Annotated in this window: 20 protein-coding genes; 11 read left to right on the plus strand and 9 right to left on the minus strand. The window is 72.9% G+C overall.

Annotation, left to right across the window (positions count from 1 at the left end):
* Positions 1-69 precede the first annotated feature (69 nt).
* A complete protein-coding gene (locus OG738_RS35490) occupies positions 70-867 on the plus strand; it encodes a hypothetical protein (RefSeq protein ID WP_329047526.1) in 798 nt (265 codons plus the stop codon).
* A 4-nt stretch (positions 868-871) separates the two neighbouring features.
* Here OG738_RS35490 and OG738_RS35495 read toward each other — a convergent pair whose 3' ends face one another.
* The gene (locus tag OG738_RS35495) at positions 872-1,915 is read right to left on the minus strand and encodes a ferrochelatase (protein ID WP_329047527.1); all 1,044 of its coding nucleotides are present in this window, start codon (positions 1,913-1,915) and stop codon (positions 872-874) included.
* Between the two features lie 86 nt (positions 1,916-2,001).
* Between OG738_RS35495 and OG738_RS35500 the strand changes: the two genes are divergently transcribed.
* A complete protein-coding gene (locus OG738_RS35500; RefSeq protein ID WP_329047528.1) occupies positions 2,002-2,583 on the plus strand; it encodes a TetR/AcrR family transcriptional regulator in 582 nt (193 codons plus the stop codon).
* A 69-nt stretch (positions 2,584-2,652) separates the two neighbouring features.
* The gene (locus OG738_RS35505) at positions 2,653-3,813 is read left to right on the plus strand and encodes a Cmx/CmrA family chloramphenicol efflux MFS transporter (protein ID WP_329047529.1); all 1,161 of its coding nucleotides are present in this window, start codon (positions 2,653-2,655) and stop codon (positions 3,811-3,813) included.
* 3 nt (positions 3,814-3,816) lie between these two features.
* Here OG738_RS35505 and fabI read toward each other — a convergent pair whose 3' ends face one another.
* On the minus strand, positions 3,817-4,584 hold the full coding sequence (fabI, locus tag OG738_RS35510; protein WP_329047530.1) for an enoyl-ACP reductase FabI: 768 nt from the start codon (positions 4,582-4,584) through the stop codon (positions 3,817-3,819).
* 35 nt (positions 4,585-4,619) lie between these two features.
* Positions 4,620-5,324: a beta-ketoacyl-ACP reductase gene (locus tag OG738_RS35515; RefSeq protein ID WP_329047531.1), complete on the minus strand. Its 705-nt coding sequence runs from the start codon at positions 5,322-5,324 to the stop codon at positions 4,620-4,622.
* Positions 5,325-5,507: 183 nt separating this feature from the next.
* On the opposite strand from OG738_RS35515, the gene OG738_RS35520 reads away from it, so the two are divergent.
* The 7 genes from OG738_RS35520 to OG738_RS35550 all read left to right on the plus strand — a co-directional run bounded on the left by OG738_RS35520 (position 5,508) and on the right by OG738_RS35550 (position 11,379).
* A complete protein-coding gene (locus OG738_RS35520) occupies positions 5,508-6,824 on the plus strand; it encodes an MFS transporter (RefSeq protein ID WP_329047532.1) in 1,317 nt (438 codons plus the stop codon).
* A gap of 6 nt (positions 6,825-6,830) precedes the next feature.
* A complete protein-coding gene (locus tag OG738_RS35525; protein ID WP_329047534.1) occupies positions 6,831-7,499 on the plus strand; it encodes a response regulator transcription factor in 669 nt (222 codons plus the stop codon).
* Between the two features lie 4 nt (positions 7,500-7,503).
* A complete protein-coding gene (locus tag OG738_RS35530; protein ID WP_329047535.1) occupies positions 7,504-8,895 on the plus strand; it encodes a sensor histidine kinase in 1,392 nt (463 codons plus the stop codon).
* Complete coding sequence (locus OG738_RS35535; RefSeq protein WP_329047536.1) at positions 8,892-9,836, plus strand: TAXI family TRAP transporter solute-binding subunit; 945 nt, start codon at positions 8,892-8,894, stop codon at positions 9,834-9,836. Before OG738_RS35530 ends, OG738_RS35535 begins: the two co-directional genes overlap by 4 nt.
* A gap of 17 nt (positions 9,837-9,853) precedes the next feature.
* Entirely contained in the window at positions 9,854-10,276 is a 423-nt protein-coding gene (locus OG738_RS35540) for an acyl-CoA thioesterase (RefSeq protein ID WP_329047537.1), read from the plus strand.
* A 3-nt stretch (positions 10,277-10,279) separates the two neighbouring features.
* Entirely contained in the window at positions 10,280-10,747 is a 468-nt protein-coding gene (locus OG738_RS35545) for a tRNA (cytidine(34)-2'-O)-methyltransferase (protein WP_329047538.1), read from the plus strand.
* Between the two features lie 116 nt (positions 10,748-10,863).
* On the plus strand, positions 10,864-11,379 hold the full coding sequence (locus tag OG738_RS35550) for a hypothetical protein (RefSeq protein ID WP_329047539.1): 516 nt from the start codon (positions 10,864-10,866) through the stop codon (positions 11,377-11,379).
* 3 nt (positions 11,380-11,382) lie between these two features.
* Here the strand turns inward: OG738_RS35550 and OG738_RS35555 are convergent, their stop codons facing one another.
* The 4 genes from OG738_RS35555 to mobA form a co-directional block, all read right to left on the minus strand.
* Entirely contained in the window at positions 11,383-12,363 is a 981-nt protein-coding gene (locus OG738_RS35555) for a VWA domain-containing protein (protein WP_329047540.1), read from the minus strand.
* Positions 12,360-13,304 (minus strand): DUF58 domain-containing protein, encoded by a 945-nt coding sequence (locus tag OG738_RS35560; RefSeq protein ID WP_329047541.1) that lies wholly within the window; start codon positions 13,302-13,304, stop codon positions 12,360-12,362. Before OG738_RS35560 ends, OG738_RS35555 begins: the two co-directional genes overlap by 4 nt.
* A 7-nt stretch (positions 13,305-13,311) precedes the next feature.
* Positions 13,312-14,385 (minus strand): AAA family ATPase, encoded by a 1,074-nt coding sequence (locus tag OG738_RS35565; protein WP_329047542.1) that lies wholly within the window; start codon positions 14,383-14,385, stop codon positions 13,312-13,314.
* 159 nt (positions 14,386-14,544) lie between these two features.
* Positions 14,545-15,090 carry a molybdenum cofactor guanylyltransferase gene (gene mobA / locus OG738_RS35570; RefSeq protein WP_329047543.1) on the minus strand — a complete coding sequence of 182 codons (546 nt, stop codon included), beginning with the start codon at positions 15,088-15,090 and terminating at the stop codon, positions 14,545-14,547.
* A 54-nt stretch (positions 15,091-15,144) separates the two neighbouring features.
* Between mobA and OG738_RS35575 the strand changes: the two genes are divergently transcribed.
* Positions 15,145-15,543: a DUF1801 domain-containing protein gene (locus OG738_RS35575; RefSeq protein WP_329047544.1), complete on the plus strand. Its 399-nt coding sequence runs from the start codon at positions 15,145-15,147 to the stop codon at positions 15,541-15,543.
* A 2-nt stretch (positions 15,544-15,545) separates the two neighbouring features.
* Here OG738_RS35575 and OG738_RS35580 read toward each other — a convergent pair whose 3' ends face one another.
* Entirely contained in the window at positions 15,546-16,262 is a 717-nt protein-coding gene (locus OG738_RS35580) for an SAM-dependent methyltransferase (protein ID WP_329047545.1), read from the minus strand.
* 45 nt (positions 16,263-16,307) lie between these two features.
* On the minus strand, positions 16,308-17,618 hold the full coding sequence (locus OG738_RS35585) for an NlpC/P60 family protein (protein ID WP_329056937.1): 1,311 nt from the start codon (positions 17,616-17,618) through the stop codon (positions 16,308-16,310).
* Positions 17,619-17,635: the final 17 nt, after the last annotated feature.

Raw genomic sequence — 17,635 nt, forward strand, 5'->3', positions numbered from 1 at the left:
GTCGATGTGGAGCGACTCCAGCGTGGGCGCGCTCCTGCGATGCGGGCGGGACCGGTAAAATAGGGCGTCGTGTGCCGTCCCAGTGCGACTTTCGCCGTCTGGTCCGCCGCGTGGCTGAACGGAGCCGCGGCGTCCGACGATGTCCTCGACGCCCTGCTCGCGTGGGGTGAGGCCCACGACGTGGTGGCCGCCGACGCGGCCGCCGCGGAGGCGTTCGCGCTGCCGCTGGCGTTCAACCGCCCGGCGACGCCGGTCCAGCTGCTGATGGCGCTGCGTTCGCAGGGAGCGAAAAGCATGCGGCTCGTCCTGCCGGTCCCGGGCGACGTCCGCGGGCTGGGCGGCGGCGGGCCGTTCACCGAGGCGGCGCTGCGCGCGGGTGACGCGGTGGTGCTGCCGGAGCTCGGGTCCGGGCTGGTACCGGAGCCCGTCGCCGAGGGCCTGATGCGCTGGACGGTCTACTCGCTGGCGTCGCCCTCCGCGCCGGAGTACGTCGGGCTGGCCGAGGCCGAGCACGGGCTGACCGACGCGATCCGGAACAGCGCGGGGGCGTTGCAGGCACTGGACGTGGCTTCGGACCGGCCGGGGGTGCGGGCCGAGCTGTCGGCGCACCTGCGGTCCCGGCCGGACGTCGACTGGCCGGCGGGGACGCCGGGGCGCGCGTTGCGGGTGCTGCAGCGGGCCGAGGAGATCGCGGCGATCCTGGCGATCGCGTCGTCGGACGACCCGGGCGGGGCGATCTCGGCTTCGGCTTCGTCGTTGCGGGCCCAGGCTTTGCGGCCGCTGTCGGAGGCCGTGCGGACGGCTCGGTTCGCGGCGGTCAACGAGGCCGTCCGGGTGTTCGCGGAGCAGACGGCCCGCGAAGGCTGAGCCGTTACCGGGCCGGGCGCTTGGCCGGTTCGCAGCACCCCACCGCACACGGCGCGCCGTTGACCGTGCAGCCCGCCGCCGGGAACGGCGACAGCTTCCGCGGCTCCACCCCGTGCGTGTGCTCGCGGACCAGCTCCACCACCAGCTCCGCGAACCGCGGGTCCGAACCGGCCGTCGCCGCGCGGGCGAACGCCATTCCGTGCTCTTCCGCGCGTTCCTTCGCCTCGTTGTCCAGGTCCCAGATCACCTCGAGGTGGTCCGACACGAACCCGATCGGCGAGACGACGACGCCGGTGACCCCGGACTCGTGCAGCGCGTCGATGTGGTCGACGATGTCCGGCTCCAGCCACGGCACCTGCGGCGGCCCGGACCGGGACTGCCAGACGACGTCGTACGAGTCGATGCCCGCCTCGGCCGCCACCAGGCGGGCCGCCTCCGCGATCTGGCGCGAGTACCGGCGGCCGCCCTCGGACGGCGGGCCCGACGCCAGATCCGCGCTCGACGGGACCGAGTGCGCCGTGAACACCGTGCGGATCCCGGGCGCGTCGCCCAGGGACGCGTGCGCCGCGCGGACGCCGTCCGCCACCGCCGAGACGAACAGCGGGTGGTCGAAGAACTGGCGGATCTTCACCAGTTCGGGGGCACCTGCACCGACCGCCGCGCGGGCGCGCTCGATGTCCTCGTCGTACTGGCGGCACGCCGAATAGCCGCCGTACGCGCTCGTCGGGAAGACCAGGATCCGGCGAGCGCCGGACGCGGTCAGCGACGCCAGCGTGTCCTCGACCATCGGATGCCAGTTGCGGTTGCCGAAGTGCACCGGCAGGTCGACGCCGGCGGCCGCGAGCAGCTTCCCGACCGCGGCCATCGCGTCGCGGTTCAGCTCGTTGATCGGCGAGACCCCGCCGAAGTGCCGGTAGTGCTCGGCGACCTCGAGCAGCCGCTCCCGCGGCACGCCCCGGCCCCTGGTGACGTTCTCGAGGAACGGCATGACGTCGTCCGGCCCTTCCGGGCCGCCGAACGAAAGCCACAGCAACGCGTCGTATCCCACCCCGTCATCTTGCCGATGTGGCGGCCCGCACGCTGACGCGGGCTCGTTATGAATCGAGCAGTACAAAACCGTGGTACGGTGACGGCATGGCCAGGCCACGGGAGTTCGACGAGACCGCCGCCGTCGAGAAGGCGATGCACGCGTTCTGGGAACACGGCTACGAAGCGACGTCGACGCAGGACCTGTGCGAGGCCACCGGGCTCGGGCGCAGCAGCGTCTACAACACCTTCACCAGCAAGCGGGCCCTGTTCGAGCGCTCGCTCACGCACTACACCAGCACCCAGCTCGGCAAGCGGCAAGCGATCCTCGACGGCCCGGGCACCGCGGCCGAGCGCATCGCCGCCGTCCTCGACAGCGCCATCGAGGACGACCTCGAGCGGCAGCGGCGCGGCTGCCTCGTGGTCAACACCCTGGCCGAACTGGGCGTGCCCGACGACGAAGTGGGCGCCGCGCTGCGGAACGACACCGACCGGAACCTGACCATGTTCGCCGAATGCGTCCGGGAAGGCGTGCTCGACCACAGCCTCCGGGACGGCCTCGATCCCGCCGACGTCGCGGAGTTCCTGCTCAGCACCACCTCGGGCCTGCGGGTGATGGCCCGCCGGGGCACGAGCCGCGACAGCATGCACGCGGTCGCGGACCTCGCACTGGCCGCCATCACGCGTTGACCATCGCACCGCTCGAGCCGAGCGCACCTTGCTTTTGTACTGACCGATACATAACTGGGAGGGATTCTCATGCCCCTGGCCGTCTTCGTCCTCGGGCTCAGCGTGTTCGCGCTGGGCACGTCCGAGTTCATGATCACCGGCCTGCTCCCCGGCATGGCCGCCGACCTGCACGTGAGCATCCCCGACGCCGGGCTGCTGATCTCGGCGTTCGCCGTCGGCATGGTCGTCGGGGCACCGCTGCTGGCGATCGGCACCCTCCGGCTCCCCCGCCGCCGGACGCTGCTGGCCCTGCTCGGCGTGTTCGCCGTGGCGCACGTCGTCGGCGCCCTCGCCGAGGGGTACGCCCTGCTCTTCGCGACGCGGGTGGTCGCGGCCCTCGCCTGCGCCGGGTTCTGGGCCGTCGCGCTGGCGACGACGATCGCGCTCGTGCCCGTCGAGCGGCGCGGGCGCGGGATGGCGGTGCTGGTCGGCGGGCTGACCGTCGCGAACATCGCCGGGGTGCCCGCCGGCACGTTCCTCGGCCAGCACGCCGGCTGGCGGACGGCGTTCTGGGCGGTGGCGGCGGTGACGCTGCTGGCGGTGGCCGGCGTGGCGCTGCTGGTGCCCGAGACGACCGGCGGACCGCTGAGCGTCCGCGGCGAACTGCGGCTCTACCGGCGCGGCCGCGTCTGGCTCGCGCTCGGTGTGATCGCCTTGTGCCAGGCCATGATCTTCGCCGCGTTCAGCTACCTCGCACCGCTGCTGACCGAGACCGACGGCCTTTCCGCGGAGGGGGTGCCGGGTGTCCTGGCGCTGTTCGGCGTCGGCGCGCTGATCGGGATCAGCGCGGGCGGGCGGCTCGCCGACCGGCGGCCGTTCGCCACGCTGTACGGCTGTCTCGCCCTCGCACTGGCCGCCCTGCTCGTGCTCGCCCTCACCACCGACGCGCTCGTCGCCGTCGCGGCCGTGCTCGCCTTCGGCGTGGCCGGGTTCGGCGCCAACCCGGCGCTGAACCTCCGCGCCTACCAGGCCGCCGGCGACGCGCCAACGCTCGTCGGCGCCAGCACGACCGCGGCGTTCAACGTCGGCAACACGATCGGGCCGTGGCTCGGCGGCGTCGCGATCGGCGCCGGGCTGGGCTTCCCGAGCGTCGCGTGGACCGGCATCGCGCTCGGTGCGGCGACGCTGGTCGCGCTCACGGTCGCGGTCGCCGTCCAGCGGAGCGACGACCGCGAACCGGTGCTCGCGTGAGGCTCAGACGCCGAGGAAGTGGACCCCGCCGTCGACCATGATCATCGAACCGGTCGTGGCCGGGAGCCAGTCCGACAGCACCGCGCAGACGCTCTTCGCGACCGGGTCCGGGTCGGTGCTGTCCCAGCCGAGCGGCGCGCGCTCGCCCCAGCCGTCCTCCAGGTCGACGAAGCCCGGGATGGACTTCGCCGCCATCGTCTTCATCGGGCCCGCGCTGACCAGGTTGACGCGGATGCCCTGCGGGCCGAGTTCCTTGGCCAGGTACCGGTTGACCGACTCGAGCCCGGCCTTCGCGACGCCCATCCAGTTGTAGACCGGCCACGCGACGCGCGCGTCGAAGTCCATGCCGACGTAGGACGCGCCGCGGCCGAGCAGCGGCAGGCACGCCTTCGCCAGCGACATGTACGAGTACGTCGAGATCTCGATCGCCGTCTTGACGTCCTCGGCGGGCGCGTCGAGGAACGGCGCGCCGAGGCAGGTCTGCGGGGCGAAGCCGATCGAGTGCAGCACGCCGTCGAGGCCGTCGACGTGCTCGCGGACCTTGTCGGCGAGGCCGTCGAGGTGGTCCTGGTTGGTGACGTCCAGCTCGATCACCGGCGCCTCTTCGGGCAGCCGCTTCGCGATGCGCTCGACGAGCGACATGCGGCCGAAGCCGGTCAGCACCACCTTCGCGCCCTCCTGCTGCGCGATCTTGGCCGCGTGGAAGGCGAGCGACGCGTCGGTGATGATGCCGGTGATCAGCAGGCGCTTGCCTTCGAGCAGTCCGGGCACGGGTCCTCCAAGTCTTGGTTCCGGATAAGAAAAGTTCAGTGGCCGAGGCCGAGGCCGCCGTCGACCGGCAGCACCGCGCCGTTGACGTAGCCGGCCTCGTCGGAGGCCAGGTAGCGCACGGCGGCGGCGATCTCCGACGGCTCGGCGTACCGGCCGGAGGGCACCTGCGCGAGGATCTGCTTCTTGCGTTCCTCGGGGAGTTCGTCGGTCATGTCGGTGCGCACGAAGCCGGGCGCGATGACGTTCGAGGTGATGTTGCGGGAGCCGAGCTCACGGGCCAGCGAACGCGCGAAGCCGACGAGCCCGGCCTTCGACGCCGCGTAGTTGGCCTGGCCGGCCGAGCCGGAAAGCCCGACCACCGACGAGATGAAGACGAACCGGCCCCACTTGCCGCGCAGCATGCCGCGCGAGGCGCGCTTGGCGACGCGGTAGGCGCCGGTCAGGTTCGCGTTGATGACGCGCTCGAACTGCTCGTCGCTCATCCGCATCAGCAGCGTGTCGTCGGTCAGCCCGGCGTTGGACACCAGCACCTCGACCGCGCCCTGGTGTTCCTCGACGAGCTTGAACGCCGCGTCGACCTGCTCGGTGTCGGTCACGTCGGCCTGGACCCCGAAAAGTCCCTCCGGCGCGCCCGAACCACGGTGCGTGACGGCGACCCGGTGTCCCTGCTCCGCGAGGTCCCGGGCGATCGCCAGACCGATGCCCCGGTTGCCCCCGGTGACCAGAACCGACCGTCCCACAGTGTTCTCCCTCTTCGTCGACGTGCGCTGATGTCGGGCACGAGGCTATCGGCAGCGCCGCCGCGTCGCGCACCCGCGCCCGGGGTGGCGGCGACCGTCCTAAGCCGGTGTTAGGAACTGCCCTCCGACCTTGCTGGTTACCCGCTGGTTGGTCACCGTGAGTCGCAACACAGGAGGTCGACGATGACAACCCGGATCAGCGGCACCGCCACGGGGGCCGTGAGCGAGAAACGCGTTATCGGCAACGTGCTCCGCGGCTCGATCGGCAACTTGATCGAGTGGTACGACTGGTACGCCTATGCGGCGTTCACCACATACTTCGCCAAGTCGTTCTTCCCGACGACCGACACCACGGCCGCGTTCCTGGGGACCGCCGCGGTGTTCGCGGTCGGGTTCCTCATGCGCCCGCTCGGCGGCTGGCTGCTCGGCCGGTTCGCCGACCGGTTCGGCCGCCGCAATGCGCTCGTGCTCTCGGTGACGTTCATGGCGGGCGGCTCGCTGCTCATCGCCGTCACGCCGAGCTACCACACGATCGGGATCGCCGCGCCGATCCTGCTGCTCGTCGCGCGGCTGATCCAGGGCCTGTCGGTCGGCGGCGAGTACTCCACCTCGGCGACGTACCTGTCCGAAGTGGCCACTCCCGGCAAGCGCGGCTTCTACTCCAGCTTCCAGTACGTGACGCTCTACGGCGGCCAGCTCCTGGCCCTGGGGCTCCAGCTGGTCCTGCAGGCGGTCCTCACCGAGCAGCAGCTGACCGCGTGGGGCTGGCGGATCGCGTTCGGGGTCGGCACCGTCGCCGCGCTCACCGTGATGTGGCTGCGCCGCGGCATGGACGAATCCGAGAGCTACCGGCGCGAAGCCGACCAGAGCAAGGCGACCGGCGAGCGCGGCACGCTGCGCACGCTCGCCCAGTACCCCAAGGAGATCGCGCTCGTCGTCGGCCTGACCCTCGGCGGCACGGTGGCGTTCTACACCTTCGCCACCTACAGCCAGAAGTTCCTGGAGAACACCGCGCACATCCCGCGGCGGCAGGTCACCGTCGTGCTGTTCTGCGCGATCCTCGTCGCGGCGATCCTGCAGCCGCTCGCGGGCCGGCTGTCCGACCGGATCGGCCGCCGCCCGCTGCTGCTGTTCTTCGGCATCGGCGGCACGCTGCTCACGGTCCCGCTGATGACGGTCATGGGCACCACCCGCAACCCCGTCGGCGCGTTCTTCCTCGTCCTGGCCGGGCTGGTGATCGTCGCCGGGTACACCTCGATCAACGCGATCGTGAAGGCCGAGCTGTTCCCGACGAAGATCCGCGCGCTCGGCGTCGGGCTGCCCTACGCGCTGACCGTGGCGATCTTCGGGGGCACCGCCGAGCTCATCGCGCAGGCGCTGAAGAGTGCCGGGCACGAACCGGTGTTCTTCTGGTACGTCGCGGGCTGCGTCCTGGTCTCCCTGATCGTCTACGGCACAATGCGGGAAACCTCGAAGACCTCGGAGCTGGAAGAGCGCTGAGAAGGGATGGCCGTGCGCGTGCTCCTCGTCGAAGACGACGCGGGCGTCGCGGGCGCGCTCGCGGAGTCGCTGCACGCGCGCGGCCACCCCGTCACCAGCGTCGGCCGCGGAGCCGACGCCCTGCACCGCCACCGCGACGCCGACCTCGTCCTGCTGGACCTGGGCCTGCCCGATCTCGACGGCCTGGACGTCCTCCGCAAGATCCGCGCGGTCTCGCCGGTTCCGGTCATCGTGCTGACCGCCCGCGGCGACGAACGCTCGATCGTGCGCGGCCTGCGCCTCGGCGCCGACGACTACCTCACCAAGCCGGTGCGGCTGGCCGAACTGCTGGCCCGGATGGACGCCGTCGTGCGCCGGGCGGTGGCCCGCGACGCCCCGGCCGGCGACGTCGTCCGCGTCGAGGACGTCGAAGTCGACCTCGGCGCGCGCCGGGTCCTCGTCGCCGGGCACGACATCGGGCTCACCACCAAGGAGTTCGAGATCCTGGCCGTCCTCGCCGCGCGCCCCGGCACCGCGGTCAGCCGCCAGCAGCTGATGGACGAGGTCTGGGGCGACGCCTACCTCGCGGTGTCGCGCTCGCTCGACGTCCACCTGACCGGCCTGCGCGCGAAGCTCGACCGGCCGGGGCTGCTGACCACGATCCGCGGCTTCGGCTACCGGCTCGGCCGGGACTGACCCCGTGCGCACCCGGCTGCTGGTCGTCCTGGTCGCCCTCGCGCTCGCGGTGGTCGCCGCGTTCGCCGTGCCGCTGCTGGCAGCCACGGCCGAGCAGCGCACCCAGCAGCTGGTCATCTCCCGGACCGCCGACGTCGACCGGTTCGTCGTGCTGGCCCAGCAGGCCGTCGACACGCGCGACTCCGCCGCGCTCGCCGCCGACGCGGCCCGTTATGCCGAGCTGTACGGCGAAGGCGTCGTCATCGTCGACCAAAGGCGCGCGCCGCTGGTGCAGGCCGGTGGGCTGACCGCGGCCGACCCGGCGGTGCACGCACTGGTCGAGGCGGCGATGCGCAACGAGCCGGCGCCGCAGGTCGGCAGGCTCGGCCCGTGGTCGGCCGAACCGGCGTACTTCGCGCGGCCGGTCGGCACCGGCACCCGGGTGTCCGGCGTGGTCGTGCTGCGGGCGTCGGTGACGGCGGCGGCCGCGGACGTCGCGGCCCGCTGGGGCACCATCGGCGCCGGGGCGCTGCTCGTCGCCGTGGTGTTCGTGCTGCTGGCCGTGGTGCTGGCCCGGTGGATGGTCCGGCCGCTGCACGAGCTGGAGACCGGCGTCCTGGCCGTCGCCGCCGGGCACCGCGCGCACGTCCCGGAACGCACCGGGCCGCGGGAGCTGCGGGTGCTGGCCGGCGAGGTCAACCGGATGTCCGAGGCCGTGCTCGAAGCGGCCGAGCAGCAGCACCGGCTGGTCGCCGACGCCTCCCACCAGCTCCGGAACCCGCTGGCCGCGCTGCGCCTGCGCGTCGATTCGCTCGCCGGCCGGGTCGACGGCGACGAGGCCACCTACCGGGCGACCGTCGCCGAGGTCGAACGCCTGGAGAAGCTCCTCGACGGGATGCTGGCCCTGGCGCTGGCCGAAAGCACGGCGACGCGGGTCGCCGCCGGGGGCGTGGCCGAGTCGTGCGACCTCGCGGCCGTGCTCGCCGAACGCGTCGACGCCTGGCGGCCGTCGGCCGAAGACGCCGGTTCGACGCTCGTGCCACCTCCCGGGCACGACGAGCCGGTCACCGTGCGTTGCCCGGAAGGCGAACTCGCGCAGATCCTCGACGTGCTGCTGGACAACGCGGTCCGCTACGCCGGCCGCGGCGCGAAGATCACCACCGACTGGGAAAGCGGCGCCGACACCGCGACCCTCGTCGTCCGCGACGACGGGCCCGGACTGTCCACTGAGGACCGTGCGCGGGCGACCGAGCGGTTCTGGCGGGCCGGCGGTGAAGGCGCGCCGCGCGGGACCGGGCTCGGGCTGGCCATCGCGCACCAGCAGGTGCGGACCCGCGGCGGCGTCCTGGACCTGCGCCCGGCACGCCCCCACGGCCTCGAAGTCCGCGTCACCCTGCCGCTGGAGGTGCCGCGATGACCCTCACCCGCCGGACCGCCCTGCTCGGCGGCCTCGGCCTCGCGCTGGCCGGCTGCTCGACGGCCGGCTACGGTGGCCCCGAACGGACGCTCACCATCGCGGCCGGCGAACGCGGCGGGTTTTATCTCGCCTTCGCCGAGCTGCTCTCCGCCGAGCTGAGCCGCGCCGAGCCGCGGCTGCACGCCACTGCCCTGCCGACCGAGGCGAGCGTCGCCAACGTCGACCTGGTGCGGCGCGGGCAGGCCGACCTCGGGCTGGTGCTCGCCGACGTCGCCCAGACGGCGCTCGGCGGCGGCGCGCCGTTCACGGAGAAGGTGCCGCTGCTCGCGCTCGGCCGCGTCTACGAGAACTACCTCCAGCTCGTCGTGCGGGCCGACGGCCCGGTGCGGCGGCTCGCCGACCTGGCGGGCCGCCCGGTGTCGCTCGGCGCGGGCGGGTCCGGCGCGGCCCAGCTCGGCGATCGGCTGTTCGCGAAGGCCGGGATCACCGTGGACGCCCGGCACCTGCTCTTCGACGACGCCGTGCGCGCCCTGGCGGCCCGGCGGATCGACGCCATGCTGTGGTCCGGCGGGGTGCCGACGCCGAAGCTCGCGGATCTCACCCGCACGACGCCGATCGCGCTGCTGCCGCTCGACGCCGTGGTCCCGTCGCTGCGGGCCGCGTACGGGCCGGTGTACGACCAGGTCCAGGTGCCCGACGGCGCGTACCGCGGGGTCGGCGCGCTGGGCACGATCGGCGTGGCGAACCTGCTGGTCTGCTCCGCCGCGCTGCCCGACGACGTCGCCGCGGCGGTCGTCCGGCTGCTCGTCGAGCGGGCGACCGACCTGGTGCCCGCCGAAGCCGTCGGCACGCAGTTCCTCGACGTCCGGACGCTGATCGGCACCCAGCCGGTTCCGCTGCAGCCGGGCGCGGCGGCCGCGTACCGGACGCTGCACGGCTGAGCGCTAGATTGGGCCGCGTGACCGAACCCCGCCGCCCGATCGTCGAGATGCCGCTGCGCGTGCGCTACCACGAGTGCGACGGCCAGGGCATCGTCTTCAACGCCCACTACCTGGCCTATGTGGACATGTGCGCGTTCGAGGCGGAGAAGGCGCTGTTCGGTTCGCACGACGAGTTCCTGGCCCACCGCACCGACGTCGTGGTGGCGGAGGCGAACCTGAAGTTCCGCGCGCCCGCCCGGTACGACGAGGAACTGGTCGTCTCGCAGTACCTGAACCACCTCGGGACGACGTCGCTGATCTTCGACTTCGAGATCCACCGCGGCGAAGCCCTCCTCGCCGCGGCGACCATCCGGTACGTCTTCATCGACCCCGAGACGCTGCGGCCGGAGGCACCACCCGAGCCGGTGCGCAAGGTCTACGCGGCCCTGCTCGAGGGCTGAGCCGTGTTCCGCGTTCTCTTCTACCACCCCGAAATCCCGCCCAACACGGGCAACGCGATCCGGCTCGCCGCCAACACCGGGTGCGAGCTGCACCTGGTCGAGCCGCTGGGGTTCACGCTGGAGGACAAGCAGCTGCGCCGGGCCGGGCTCGACTACCACGACCTGGCGCGGGTCCAGGTGCACGCTTCGCTGTCCGCGGCGTGGGATGTGCTGCTGCCGGCGAAGGTCTACGCGTTCAGCGCGTCGGCGACGCGGCTGTACACCGATGTCGCGTACGCGCCCGGCGACGTCCTGATGTTCGGGCCGGAGTCGGTCGGGCTGCCCGCTTCGGTGCAGGAAGCGCCGGAGGTGACCGACCGCGTCCGGCTGCCGATGCTGCCGACGAGCCGCTCGCTCAACCTGGCCAACACCGCGGCGATCACGATCTACGAGGCGTGGCGGCAGAACGGGTTCGCCACCCCGGACGCCTGACCCTCGCCCGCCGAGTCGTGCGTGAGAAACAGTGTTCTTACCCTGTTTCTCACTCACGACCAGCCGTGGCAGAACGGCTTCGCGAGGCCGTGGTCACCCTCCGGTAGGTTCGCCGGATGCGACAGCAGTTCCTGGGGGCGCTCATCGGCGCCGCGTTCGGCACCGTGTTCGTCCTGGTCAACTCCGGAGCCCCGCTCCCCGCGGCGATCGGCTGGGTGCTGCGCGGCCTGGCGGTGCTCGCGCTCGCGGCGGTGGTGGTCCGCGGAGTGCGCGCGGGCGGCCGTCCGACGCTCGAGGGGCGGCCGATGTTCGGGCCGAGCTACCGGGTGATCGTGATCGGCGAAGTGGTCCTGCTCGTCGCCGGGTTCTTCGTCCTCGGCCTGCTGGACGCGCCGGTGCAGGCGAACGTCGCCTGGATCGCGACCATCGTCGGGGTCCACTTCGTCGCGTTGGCGTCGGTGTGGAAGACGCGGTCGATCCTCGTGGTCGGCGTGGTGCTGACCGTGCTGGGAATCGTCGGCCTGGCACTGCTGGGCAGTTCCGCGCTGAAGTGGGTTCCGTTCGTGAGCGGCGTGCTCTCCGGGCTCACCCTTCTCGGCGGCAGCCTGTACGGCGTCCGCCGGGAAGGGTGAACCTCACGGGAGCCGCTGGCCCCAGAACAGGCTGGCCGCCGCGCCCAGCATGAGGAACAGCGTCCCCACGACCACCCACGGCTTGCTCGCGTCGGCGTCCTTCAGCTCGTAGCCGATCTGCTCGCCGAGGTCCGCGTAGACCTTCTTCAGCTCCTCGGCGCTGGCCGCCTTGTAGAAGTCGCCGCCCGACAGCCTCGCGATCTCGCGCAGGGATTCGTCGTCGACGCTCACCGGCTGGGCCTTGCCGTCGATGTCGACCGAGCCGTGCGTCGTGCCGAACGAGATCGACGAGATCGGCACGCCGGCCTGCTTCGCCGCCTGCGCCGCCGTGTAGCCGCCGCGGGCGGCGTACAGGTCTTCCGGCACCGTCTGCTTGCCGTCGGACATCAGCACTATCCGGGCCGGCGGCGGTCCGTCGGCTCCGCCCACGACGCTGGAGAAGCTCTCCACCGACTGCAGGGCCGCGAAGATGCCTTCACCGGTTGCTGTCGACTGGGCCAGCTTCAGGTTCTCGATCGCCTTGATCACGCCGTTGCGGTCGGTCGTCGGGTTGACCAGCACGGTCGCCGTGCCCGCGAACGAGATCAGGCCCAGGTTGATGCCCGGGGTCATGTTCCGCGCGAACTGCGTCGCCGCGTCCTGCGCCGCCTTCAGCCGCGTCGGCACGACGTCGGTGGCCTCCATCGACAGCGACACGTCGATCACCAGGATCACGGTCGCCCGGTTGCGCGGCACCTTCTGCTCGGCGGTCGGCCCGGCCAGCGCCACGGTGAGGACCAGCAGTGACAGCACGATCAGCACCGCGGGCAAGTGCCGGATCCAGCCCTGGCTCTTCGGCGCGACCTTCTCCAGCAGCGCCAGGTTCGCGAACCGCATGGTCCGCTTCCGCCGCGCGCGCTGCGCCAGGACGTACCCGATCGCGACCGCCGCGACGACGATCAGCAGCAGGAACCACCACGGCGCAGCGAACCCCGTCAAGCTCACGCGACACCCCCGGACCAGCGGCGCTTGCGGGCGACGACGAACCGCACCATGTCGGCGATCCAGTCGGCGTCCGTGCGCAGCGTCAGGTGGGCCGCTCCCGCGCGCCGCAGGCCGGCCGCCACCGTCTGGCGGTGGGCGTGGGCCGCGGCCCCGAACTCCTTGCGCAGCAAGGCCGACGCATGCACTTCGCGCTGTCTTCCTGTCTCCGGGTCGGCCAGCACGACGGTGCCCACCTCGGGCAGGTCGACGTCGCGCGGGTCGAGGACTTCGATCGCGATCAGTTCGTGACGCCCGCCCAGCGCCCGCAGCGGCCGCTCCCAGGACGTGTCGCCGAGGAAGTCGGAGATCACCACGGCCAGGCCGCGCCGGCGCGGCGGACGGCGCAACGCCTCCAGCGCCTCGGCGAAGTCGCCCCGGGTGCCCTCGGGCGCCCGCGGCATCTCGACGACCTTGCGGATCAGGCCGCGAGCGTGCGCCAGGCCGCCACGAGCCGGGATGCGGGTGGTCTCCGCGCCGTTCGACAGCAGCGCGCCGATCCGGTTGCCGCCGCCCCCGGTCAGGTGCGCGACCGCCGCGACCGCGCAGACCACCAGGTCGCGCTTCTCGCACAACGCCGTGCCGAAGTCGAGGCTCGCCGAGAGGTCGGCGACGACCCAGGTCTCCAGCTCGCGGTCGGCCACGGTCTCGCGGATGTGCGGGGTGGTGGTCCGGGCGGTGACCGCCCAGTCCATCCGGCGGACGTCGTCGCCGGGCTGGTACGGGCGGGCCTCGCCGGGCTCGGACCCCGGCCCCGGCACCAGGCCGAGGTGGTTGCCCTGCAGCAGCCCGTCGAGCCGGCGCCGGACGTCGAGCTCCAGCGTCCGGAGCCCGGCCTCCAGCCGGTCGCCCCGCAGCACCGGGGGCGCCCACGAAGGGCGGGTGCCCTGCTCGTTCTTCGCCATCGCCGGGCTACCTGACCGGCGCGCCCGCCGGGACCGGGCCGCCCTGGCCGGTCCCGCCCTGCGGCCGGGCGGAGACCTGCGGCAACGGCACGGTCTGCAGCACGCGCGTGATGATGTGGTCGATGGGCACGCCGTCGGCGAGCGCGTCGTAGGACAGCACGAGCCGGTGGCGCAGCACGTCCGGCACGACGTCGACGACGTCCTGCGGCAGCACGTAGTCGCGGCCGCGGACCAGGGCCAGCGCCCGCGCGGCGGCGATGATGCCGAGGCTCGCGCGCGGCGAGGCGCCGTAGGACACCCAGCCGGCGACGTCGGCGAGGCCGTGCTCGTTCGGCGTGCGGGTGGTCAGCACCAGCCGCACGACGTAGTCCACGAGGGCGTGGTGCACGAACACCTGCGACGCGACGCCCTGCAGCCGGACCAGCTCGGCCGGGCTGAGCACCTCGTGCGGGGTGGGCGGGGTGACGCCCATCCGGTAGATGATCTCGCGCTCTTCCTCGGCGGTCGGGTACTCGACGACGATCTTGAACAGGAAGCGGTCGCGCTGCGCCTCCGGCAGCGGGTAGACGCCCTCGTTCTCGATCGGGTTCTGGGTGGCCAGCACGAGGAACGGGTCGGGCATCGGGAACGTCTGCCCGCCGATCGACACGTGCCGCTCGGCCATCACCTCGAGCATCGCCGACTGCACCTTGGCGGGCGCGCGGTTGATCTCGTCGGCGAGCACGAAGTTCGCCACGACCGGGCCGAGCTCGACGTCGAACCGCTCGGCGCCCTGGCGGTAGATCCGGGTGCCGAGGATGTCGGCGGGCACCAGGTCGGGCGTGAACTGGACGCGGGAGAACGAGCCGCCGACGACCCGCGCGAACGTCTCGACGGCGAGGGTCTTCGCCACGCCGGGCACGCCTTCGAGCAGCAGGTGGCCCTTGGCCAGCAGGCCGACCAGCATCCGCTCGACCAGGCGGTCCTGGCCGACGATGATCCGCTTGACCTCGAACACGGTCCGCTCCAGCAACTGGGCGTCCCGGGCCGGCGTCGCGGGCTGCTGCCCGTTCCCGCCCTCGGCGTAGCCGGGCTCGGTCACTCTGCCTCCTCGAAAGTTCGTGCGCCGCCCCCGCGACGGTGATCACGCGGTGCGACCGTACTGCGTCCCCCGGCCGTCCGTCCGCCCGGCACGCGGACGCAGGGCTTGCCCCGTCAGTAGCCAACACCTCCCCCGGTGTGACATCTGTGAAGCACGCGCTCAGCGGTGGCGCTCGAGGTCCTCGGGCGTGTCGATGTCGTCGGCCTCGCCCCGCTCGGCCGGCACCTCGGTGGCCGACAGCCCGCCCAGCACCCGCCGCAGGGCCGCGTTCTCCGGCTGCTCGGGCAGCGCGGCCTTCAGCGCGGTGACCCGCCAGGCACCGAGCAGCCACTGCCTCGACCCGGTCGCGTCGACGAGGACAGCGCCGTCGCCGTCGCCGATCGCGGCGACCAGGCGGTCCACAGTGGACCGGCGGACGCCCGGGAGGTCCGCGGCCAGCACCGCGACCACCTCGACGTCGTCCGGGACGAACGCGAGCCCGGCCGCCAGCGCCGCCACCGGCCCGGTGCCGGGCACCGGCTCGCGGGTCCACACGACGTCGAAGCCGGGCCGCCGCGGGCCGACGACGATCACCCGTTCGGCGCCTTCCAGCGCGTGGATCGCGCGCGCGAGCAACGGTTTCCCGCCCACCGACAGGGCCGGCTTGTCCACACCGGACAGCCTGCGGGCCGAGCCCCCGGCCACCACGATCCCCGCGTAACGCATCCGGGGAGGCTAGCGGCCCGGCACGATCCAGGTGAAGCCCGGCATAATCGATTCGTGCCCTACACCGCCGAGCCGCGCGTCGACGCCTACATCGACGCCCTGCCCGAGTGGCAGCAGGCGATCTGCCGGGAGGTCCGCGAGCTGGTGCACGCGGCGGACCCCGACGTCGTCGAGACGATCAAGCGCACCCGGCAGCCGTACTTCGTGCTCGAAGGCAACATCTGCGCCCTGCTGGCGGCGAAGGACCACGTCAACGTCTTCGTCTACGACGGCGGCATCGTCCCCGACCCCGAAGGCATCATCACCGCCGGGCACGGCAACAAGACCGCGCGGACGGTCGCCTTCCGCGAGGGCGAGCCGATCAACGCGCCCGCGCTCACGGCGATGTTCCGGCAGATCATCGCGAACAACCGGGCCGGTGGCTGGCGCAAGCTCAAGCGCGAGCAAGCCTGACCTCAGCGGCCCAGCACGAGGTAGGCGAGGCCCAGCACGCCCCGGTAGTCGCGGACGTACTCGCGCAGGCGCCGGTCGAGCCAGTCCCGCACCTCCCCGGCCCGCGGGTCGGCCGGGTGCGCCAGCAGCCACTCCTGCCAGGCGGCACGGGACGTCGACTCGAAGTCGTCCCATTCGAGCTGGTCGGCGACGCTGAGGTGCAGTACGCGCCAGCCAGCGTCGTCCGCCGCGTCGAGCAGCGCCGGCAGAGTCAGCGTGTCGGGGCCGAAGATCTCCTCCGCCGCGGGGTTCGGCGGCGCCGCCCAGAAGCCGTCGCCGTAGAGGAGCCGGCCGGACGGCACGACCTGGGCCAGGCGCGCCAACGCGGCCTTCGTCGACCCGAAGGCGTGCGCGGCGCCGATGCAGAAGGCCCGGTCGGCCGGACCGGCCCAGGTCGCCGCCTCGGTTTCGGCCCACTCCACGCGATCCGCCAGCCCCCGGTCCCGGGCCTGCGCCCGGCCCCGTTCGAGGCCGGCGGGATCGGTGTCGACGCCCGTTCCGCGCAGGCCGGGCGCCCGGTCGAGGGCCCGCAGCAGCAGCTCACCCCAGCCGCAGCCGAGGTCGGCCAGGAGTCCCCCGCCGAGGTCCATCCGGTCGAGCAGCAACTCGGCGTGCGGTTCGGACAGGGGCGTGTTCCAGCGCATCCGCGAGCGCCGCAGCGCGTTCAGTTCGTCGTCCACGCGGCCGATCCTGTCGCCTGGGCGACGGGAGCGTCGAGCGGGTTTTCAGCCGATCAGGCGGGTCGCGTACGGCATGATCCCGCCGTAGCGCACCGGCGCGACCCGGACCCGCAGGCCGGACTGCGGTGCCTCGACCATCTGGCCGCCGCCGAGGTAGAGCGCGACGTGGTGGATGCCGCCGGGGCCGCCGTAGAACAGCAGGTCGCCGCGACGCATCTGGGACAGCGGCACGCGGCGGCCCGCCGTGTACTGGTAGCCGCTGTAGTGCGGCAGCGACGTCACCCCGGCGAAGGCGTAGATCATCAGGCCGGAGCAGTCGAAGCCGATCTTGTTGTAGTCGCCGTAGCGGTCGGCGACGCCGCCGTCGCGGATGCCGCGGGTCGGGCCGCTCGCGTTGCCGCCGCCCCACGCGTAGGGCAGGCCGATCTTGGACAGCGCCCGGGCGATGACGGCTTCGATCGACGACCCGGCCGGGCCCGACGGCGCCGGGCCGGCGGCCGGACCGCCACCGCCGGACGAGCCGAGCGCGGCCTGCCGGGCGCGCTCGTCGTCTTCGCGCTGCTTCTCGGCGAGCCAGTCCTGGTAGCGCTGCCGCTGGCCCTGCAGCCCGTTGACCTTGGACTGCGCGGCGTAGAGCTGCTGCTCGACGTCGGACTTGTTCTTCTCCAGCTGGGTGTTCTGCGACGCCTGGCTGTCCTGCGCGCTCTCGGCCGCGGACCGGGCGGCGTCGGCGCTGCTCTTCGCGTGCCGCGCCGCATCCTGCTTCTGCTGGGCGATCTCGGCGGCCTTGCGGGCCGCGGAGTCCTTGTTCGACTTCTCGGTCTGCGCCTGCTGGAGGCGGTCGAGGGCGTTGAGCCGGTCGCCGCCGACGGCGTCGAGCAGCTGCGCGCGGGCCAGCATGTCCTTGGGGCTGTCGGCGCTCAGGTACGCCGAGAGCGAGCCGACCGTGCTGCCCTGCTGGAAGCTCGCGGCGGCGAACGTCTTCAGGTCGTTCCGGGCCTTCTCGATGGCCGCGGCCGCCGCGTCCGCCTCGGTCCGGGCGGCCTTCGCGTCGTTCTCCGCCTGCGCGGCGGCGTCCTGCGCCGACTGCAGGTCGACCAGGGCCTTGTTGGCCTCTTCCTGCTTCAGCTCGACGTCGTCCTGCAGCTGCGACAGCTTCTGCTCGGCCTGGGCCAGCTGGTTGGTCAGCCGGCCGACCTCACCGGCCTTGGCGTTGGCGTCGGCCTTGCTGGTGTTCAGCTCGGAGTCGCTCGGGTTGGGCGGCGGCGGGGGCGCCGCGAGGCCCGTTCCGCCGGCGCCGAACAAGATCACCAGGGCCAGCGTGCTCACGGTCAGTCCACGGCGCGCGCCCGGCACCTTCCCGTCCCTGCGCC

The organism is Amycolatopsis sp. NBC_01488 (assembly GCF_036227105.1).
Lineage (GTDB): Bacteria > Actinomycetota > Actinomycetes > Mycobacteriales > Pseudonocardiaceae > Amycolatopsis.

Bases quoted from the DNA above. Each gene is read 5' to 3' on its own strand.
- OG738_RS35535 (WP_329047536.1), top strand. From the start codon at position 8,892: ATGACCCTCACCCGCCGGACCGCCCTGCTCGGCGGCCTCGGCCTCGCG.
- OG738_RS35560 (WP_329047541.1), bottom strand. From the start codon at position 13,304: ATGGCGAAGAACGAGCAGGGCACCCGCCCTTCGTGGGCGCCCCCGGTG.
- OG738_RS35505 (WP_329047529.1), top strand. From the start codon at position 2,653: ATGCCCCTGGCCGTCTTCGTCCTCGGGCTCAGCGTGTTCGCGCTGGGC.
- mobA (WP_329047543.1), bottom strand. From the start codon at position 15,090: ATGCGTTACGCGGGGATCGTGGTGGCCGGGGGCTCGGCCCGCAGGCTG.
- OG738_RS35550 (WP_329047539.1), top strand. From the start codon at position 10,864: ATGCGACAGCAGTTCCTGGGGGCGCTCATCGGCGCCGCGTTCGGCACC.
- OG738_RS35525 (WP_329047534.1), top strand. From the start codon at position 6,831: ATGGCCGTGCGCGTGCTCCTCGTCGAAGACGACGCGGGCGTCGCGGGC.
- OG738_RS35520 (WP_329047532.1), top strand. From the start codon at position 5,508: ATGACAACCCGGATCAGCGGCACCGCCACGGGGGCCGTGAGCGAGAAA.
- OG738_RS35500 (WP_329047528.1), top strand. From the start codon at position 2,002: ATGGCCAGGCCACGGGAGTTCGACGAGACCGCCGCCGTCGAGAAGGCG.